This window comes from Sulfitobacter sp. HI0129 (assembly GCF_001635395.1).
In the GTDB taxonomy this organism is placed as follows: domain Bacteria; phylum Pseudomonadota; class Alphaproteobacteria; order Rhodobacterales; family Rhodobacteraceae; genus Sulfitobacter.
Window position 1 is genome coordinate 1 of sequence record NZ_LWGH01001105.1, and the last position, 5,315, is coordinate 5,315.

Consider the following 5,315-nt stretch of genomic DNA (forward strand, 5'->3'; position numbering starts at 1 on the left):
CGATTATCAATATGGTGCCTTTGCAGCTTCCCGACGAGATCTTCGTCGCGCAGACCCAGCTCTCCACGCAGAAAGCCCTCGCCCGGATGAACAAGGTCCGGAAAGGTCAGCGATACGATTGGATGATCGATGAAACATCGCTTTGGACATTCTGCGATCCGCTAACCACGCCCGTGCGCGATCTAGTCGAGAGGGATCAGGTAGAAAAGATCGAAACCGACTTTCTGGCCAAACACGACGCGGTGGATCAGCAGTATAAATTTGCGGGTCTGTTACGGCATACCTTGGCGCATGACTTTCGCGATTTGCTCGGGTGGGACGGAAAGAAAAAGCAGTTCTACTTCTTGCCAGCGCCTGGAGGCGTCGGGCGCAAGTTCCGCTATCTTGGTGCCAAACAGAAGACGCAGGCCGACGTTGTCAGTGTCTATCAGAAGTCGAAAGGGGCGGGGCCCATCGACTATGTGCGGCACCATTCATTCCATCCACGGTTTGAGCGTTTGGCGGATCAATGGTACTTGATCATCAGCCCATCCTACTACTTCACTTCCGATGGAGAACGAGCTCTCAACTACCCGGACACATTGTTGTCCGGGAAGAAACGTCTCGACACAAACAGCACTGTTCGAGGCCAGGTTATCATGTGGCATCGATTGCTTTCAGGTATGGAATTTGAAGATACCGGCGGATTGCTGGCGCCTGACATCAAGATAGATCGCGTCATCAAGTTTGGCGACCCGCCTTTCATCGAACTGCCAAAGAGCGTTCCCGAGGATGTCTGGGGTGCGAAAGCGCAAAAATCTAGAAACCCATCCAGCTCGGATGAACAAGGTAGCTTCGACCTATGAGCGGCTTCAAAGCAAAGATCTTTCCGGAGCCAGAACGTAACCGCCCGATTGATACCGCGGTTTAGGCGTCGGGCGCCCAGTTCCACGGGAGCAGTTCGCCGAGCCGATTGATCTTGTGATCGTGGATGCGCTCGAGCAGATCGGCGAGCCAAGCCTGCGGGTCCAGCCCATTCATCTTCGCGGTCTCGATGAGTGTCATGGCGCGGGCAAGGGTTTCTCCGCCGCGGTCCGAGCCGGCAAAGAGCCAGTTCTTCCTTCCGATGCCGATTGGGCGCATGGCGCGCTCGGCGGGGTTGTTGTCGATGCCGGTGCGTCCATCCTCGAGGAACAGCTCGAAGGACGGCCAGCGGGACAGCCCGTAGCGGAACGCCTTGGCGAGGTTGCCCTTGCCGGGAATACGAAGCAACTGGGCTTCGGCCCACGCCTTGAAGGTGTCGACCATGGGTTTGGAATGCCGCTGCCGCGCGGCCTTGCGCATTTCGGCGGACTGGCCAGCGATCACTCGCTCGACGTCGTAAAGCTTCCCAATCCGGTCGAGTGCCTCCCGCGCGATCTCGGACTTCGTGGTCTCCCAGACGTCGTGGAAGTCGCGCCGCAGGTGTGCCCAACAGGCGGCCTCGCGGAACTGCCTGCTGCCGTCCGCGCGTCGCTCGTAGAGCTGGCCGAAGCCCGCATAGGCATCCGCTTGAAGGATGCCGCCACTGCCTTGGAGGTGCTGCCGGGGGTGCTCGCCTTTACGGTCCGGTGAGAAGCGGTAGACCACGCCGGGCGGGGCCGTGCCGGCCCAGGGTCTCTGGTCCGAGACATAGGCCCAGATCCGTCCCTGCTTGACCCCCTTGCCCAAGCCACGGTCGCGGCGGGACCGGTCCAGGACGCGGATCGGCGTGTCGTCGGCGTGCAGGATCGGCGCGGCCATGACCTCGGCCTCGATCCGGTCGATGATCGGCGCGAGCACCTTCATGGCCCGGCCACACCAGTCCAGTAGCGTGCTGTCTGGCACGTCCGCACCCATGCGGGCGTAGATCTCGTTCAGGCGATAGAGCGGCAGGTGGTCATCGAACTTGGAGACCAGAACATGCGCCAGCAGACCGGGCCCGGCCATGCTGCCGGGGATCGGACGGCTCGGGGCGGCAGGCTGCACCATCTTCTCGCACCGGCGGCAGGATTTCTTTAGCCGCGCGATCTGGATCACCTTCATCTGCGCCGCGACCATATCGAGCAACTCGCTCACATCCTCGCCGACCACGCGGAGGTCGCCGCCGCAATCGGGACAGCAGGCGCCGGGGTCGAGCTCGCGACGTTCGCGAAGTGTGGCGGGGGACACCCGTGGCCTGCGACGGGGGCGCAGTTCGGCGGTCCCGGGATCAGCGGCCAGAGGCTCCCCGTCATCTTCGTCGACCGGCTCATTGCGCTGCTCGGCGGCCGCGACCAGCAGGTCTTCCAGCGCCAGTTCGAGTTGGGCGATCTCCCGTTCGATCTTCTCCGAGGACTTGCCGAAGGCCTGTTTCTGAAGCCTGGCGATCCGTAGGCGCAGGGCTTGAACCAGCTGTTCATGGGCTTGGAGTGTGGCCGACATGCGCGCATTCTCCGCCTGAAGCGCGGCAATCATCGCTTTCAGAACGGCGGGGTCATCGGAGAAAATGTCGACGCCTTCGGACATGCCGACAGATACCATGCGGCATTCGGAATGACCAATGAAACAAGGGCCTTGAGCAGGACAAACTACCCGACGCGGGCCGGCGGCGCGCCCCAATCCGGACGCCGCCAATCGATGCCTTCCCAGAGCATCGCCAGCTGCGCGGAGGTGAGCCGGGCAGCGCCACCCTCGGCACCAGGCCAAGGAAAGCGGCCGCGCTCAAGCACCTTGTAGTAGAGGCAGAAACCTTGGCCATCCCAGTAGAGCAGCTTCAGGCGATCGCCCCGGCGCCCTCGGAACGCGAAGACCGCGCCGCTTGCAGGCTTCTGATGCAGGACATCCTGTGCGATGGCGGAAAGGCCGGCGATGCCCTTCCTCATGTCAGTGACGCCGCAGGCCAGATAGACCCGCACCCCTGTTCCGGGCCCGATCATGCCGCCTCCACCGCCCGGATCAGCCGGGTCAGCGCGTCACCATCCATGCTGCTGTCAAACCTCAGGCACCGCCCATTTCTCAGCCGCAATTCGATCAGGACCGGCCGCGAGGGGGCGGATACGGAGGCGCAGGCAGGTTCCGGGGTCGCATCGAAGTCTACCGGAAGGAAGACAGTTCCGCGATCCGGCGACCATAGCCCTTTCTTCTTCAGATCCCGACGCCACCCATAGATCTGCGACCGGGTGAGTTCGTGGCGCTGCGCGACCTGCGTCACCGTCGCACCGCCCATGCCGACCTCCGAGAGGATCTCGAGCTTCTCGTCATCGCTCCATCGACGGCGCCGCTCAACGCCCAGAACTTCGCCCAGCATGGCCCCTCCAAATAAGACACGTCGATAACGACGCAGTTATGCACGTGTCTTAGATCAGAGAGCCCCAGTCAGGCAGGCGGTTTCAATCGGGCGGTTACTATGTTCCTGCGGGCCAAAGAGTAAGTAGCGACTATCGCAAATACATTTAGATCATCTTGGGCCGTTGAGGATTCGCGGAAAACCGATTTGAAGAAATAGAACGCCAGGGAATTCGCATGAAGATTGACACACTTTGTATACAGAATTTTCGATGCTTCGGCGCAGAGACTGAAACTCTCAGGTTTGAAAACGGGGTTACGGCATTGGTTGGCGGAAATGGAGCCGGAAAAACGGCGGCGCTCCAGGCGTTAGCACGGCTTTTTGGTGTCTCAAGTGCAGAAAGACAGATCCAGACACGCGATTTTCATCTTAAGCCTGACCAAACCGAACTCGTTTCTGGAGCAGTGCTGTCGATCGAGTGTATCCTCTCTTTTCCAGAGCTAGACGGTCTTGATGAGGATGCAGCGGCCGACGCCGTGCCGGATTTCTTCAACCATATGGCGGCAACCGGTCCCGGTGAACCGCTCAAAGCGCGCATACGCTTGCAGGCAATCTGGACGGATGATGGAACGCCCGACGGGACAGTGGAAGAGGACATTCGCTGGATCGGTACGCTCGGTGATGCTTACGATTGGGATGAGTGCCAAAGGGTCGCTGCCGTCGATCGTGGCACCATCCAACTTGTTTATGTGCCGGCAACCCGCAATCCGGCGGATCGTGTCACTGATTTGCTCAAGGGGCGTTTGTGGCGGGCTGCGAGATGGTCGGATCGCCTATCCAAGACGACTGAGCGCGGAGCCAAGTTGATCCAGAAGCAATTTGAGCGCGAAGAACCCACAGAATTCAGAGAGTGTCCGACCTTTTGTGTATGATTGATCCGGTTCATGCTTCACCAAAAGGAAGCATGCATGACCATCTCGAAAGAAATCCTGGACGAACTGCTTAAGGGCGTTGATCGCCCTGAGGACCTGCTCGGCGATGCCGGGCTGATGAAAGAGCTGAAGATCAAGCTCATGGAACGGATGCTGGGTGCTGAACTGACCGCGCATCTTGGCTATGAAGAGGGCGAAAGCGCGCCGCCGAGCCAACCCAACCGCCGCAACGGCACATCGACGAAAGTGCTGAAGGGGCAGGACGGGGAATTGCCGGTAGCGATCTCCCGTGACCGCGACAGCAGCTTCGAGCCGGAACTGGTGAAGAAGGGCCAGACCCGGATCGACGGTATGGATGACAAGATCATCGGGCTCTACGCCGCCGGTCTGACGGTGCGGGACATCCAGGCGCATCTGCTCGACCTCTACGGTCTGAGGGTGTCGCCCGACCTGATCAGTCGGGTCACCGACGCGGTGCTGGACGAGGTTCGGGAATGGCAGAGCCGCGCGCTGGATCGGATGTATCCCATCGTGCTTTTCGACGCGCTACGTGTGAAGATCCGGGATGCCGACAGCCGGACGGTCAAGAACAAGGCCGTCTACGTCGCCCTCGGCGTCACCCACGATGGGAGCCGTGAGGTTCTGGGCCTGTGGATCGCCGAGAACGAAGGTGCCAAATTCTGGCTCTCGGTGATGAACGAACTGAAGAACCGGGGGCTGCAGGACATCCTGATCACCGTCGTGGACGGTCTCAAGGGTTTTCCGGAGGCGATCACCGCCGCCTTCCCGGAGGCCATGGTTCAGACCTGCATCGTGCATCTGGTGCGCCATTCTCTGAACTTTTGTTCCTGGAAGGACCGCAAGATCGTGGCGGCCGACTTGCGCCGGATTTACAGCGCCCCGAGCACCGAGATGGCCGAAGCTGAGCTCGATGCCTTCGAGGAGAAATGGGCCGGGAAATACGCCTCCATCGCTCCGGCCTGGCGCAGAATGGTGCCAGCCCCGAATCCATCGCACGCAAGGGCCTGTATCATCTTGGCCGACGAACGCGGCAGCACTACGCGGGATGGATCGCCCCATGCTTCGACGATTTCGCCGGTGTCGTCGCAGATGACCGC

4 protein-coding genes and 3 pseudogenes are annotated in these 5,315 nt (G+C 60.7%); 3 read left to right on the forward strand and 4 right to left on the reverse strand.

The genetic code is table 11. The annotated features are described in order from the left end of the window. A pseudogene (locus A3764_RS23150) lies at positions 1 to 845 on the forward strand (DUF4365 domain-containing protein); the annotation flags it as partial. 61 nt (positions 846 to 906) lie between these two features. On the opposite strand, the gene tnpC reads toward A3764_RS23150, so the two are convergent. From tnpC to tnpA, 3 genes are all read right to left on the reverse strand, one after another. Further along, the gene (tnpC, locus tag A3764_RS23155) at positions 907 to 2,505 is read right to left on the reverse strand and encodes an IS66 family transposase (protein ID WP_067921515.1); all 1,599 of its coding nucleotides are present in this window, start codon (positions 2,503 to 2,505) and stop codon (positions 907 to 909) included. A 62-nt stretch (positions 2,506 to 2,567) separates the two neighbouring features. Then, a complete protein-coding gene (tnpB, locus tag A3764_RS23160; RefSeq protein WP_067921507.1) occupies positions 2,568 to 2,915 on the reverse strand; it encodes an IS66 family insertion sequence element accessory protein TnpB in 348 nt (115 codons plus the stop codon). Beyond that, positions 2,912 to 3,286: an IS66-like element accessory protein TnpA gene (tnpA, locus tag A3764_RS23165; protein WP_067921509.1), complete on the reverse strand. Its 375-nt coding sequence runs from the start codon at positions 3,284 to 3,286 to the stop codon at positions 2,912 to 2,914. Before tnpA ends, tnpB begins: the two co-directional genes overlap by 4 nt. Before the next feature lie 215 nt (positions 3,287 to 3,501). Between tnpA and A3764_RS23170 the strand changes: the two genes are divergently transcribed. Then, complete coding sequence (locus A3764_RS23170; RefSeq protein ID WP_067921511.1) at positions 3,502 to 4,197, forward strand: AAA family ATPase; 696 nt, start codon at positions 3,502 to 3,504, stop codon at positions 4,195 to 4,197. Between the two features lie 36 nt (positions 4,198 to 4,233). Then, positions 4,234 to 5,217 (forward strand): annotated as a pseudogene (locus A3764_RS23175) (IS256 family transposase); the annotation flags it as partial. Positions 5,218 to 5,252: 35 nt separating this feature from the next. Here the strand turns inward: A3764_RS23175 and A3764_RS26490 are convergent. Beyond that, positions 5,253 to 5,309, reverse strand: a pseudogene (locus tag A3764_RS26490) (hypothetical protein); the annotation flags it as partial. Positions 5,310 to 5,315: the final 6 nt, after the last annotated feature.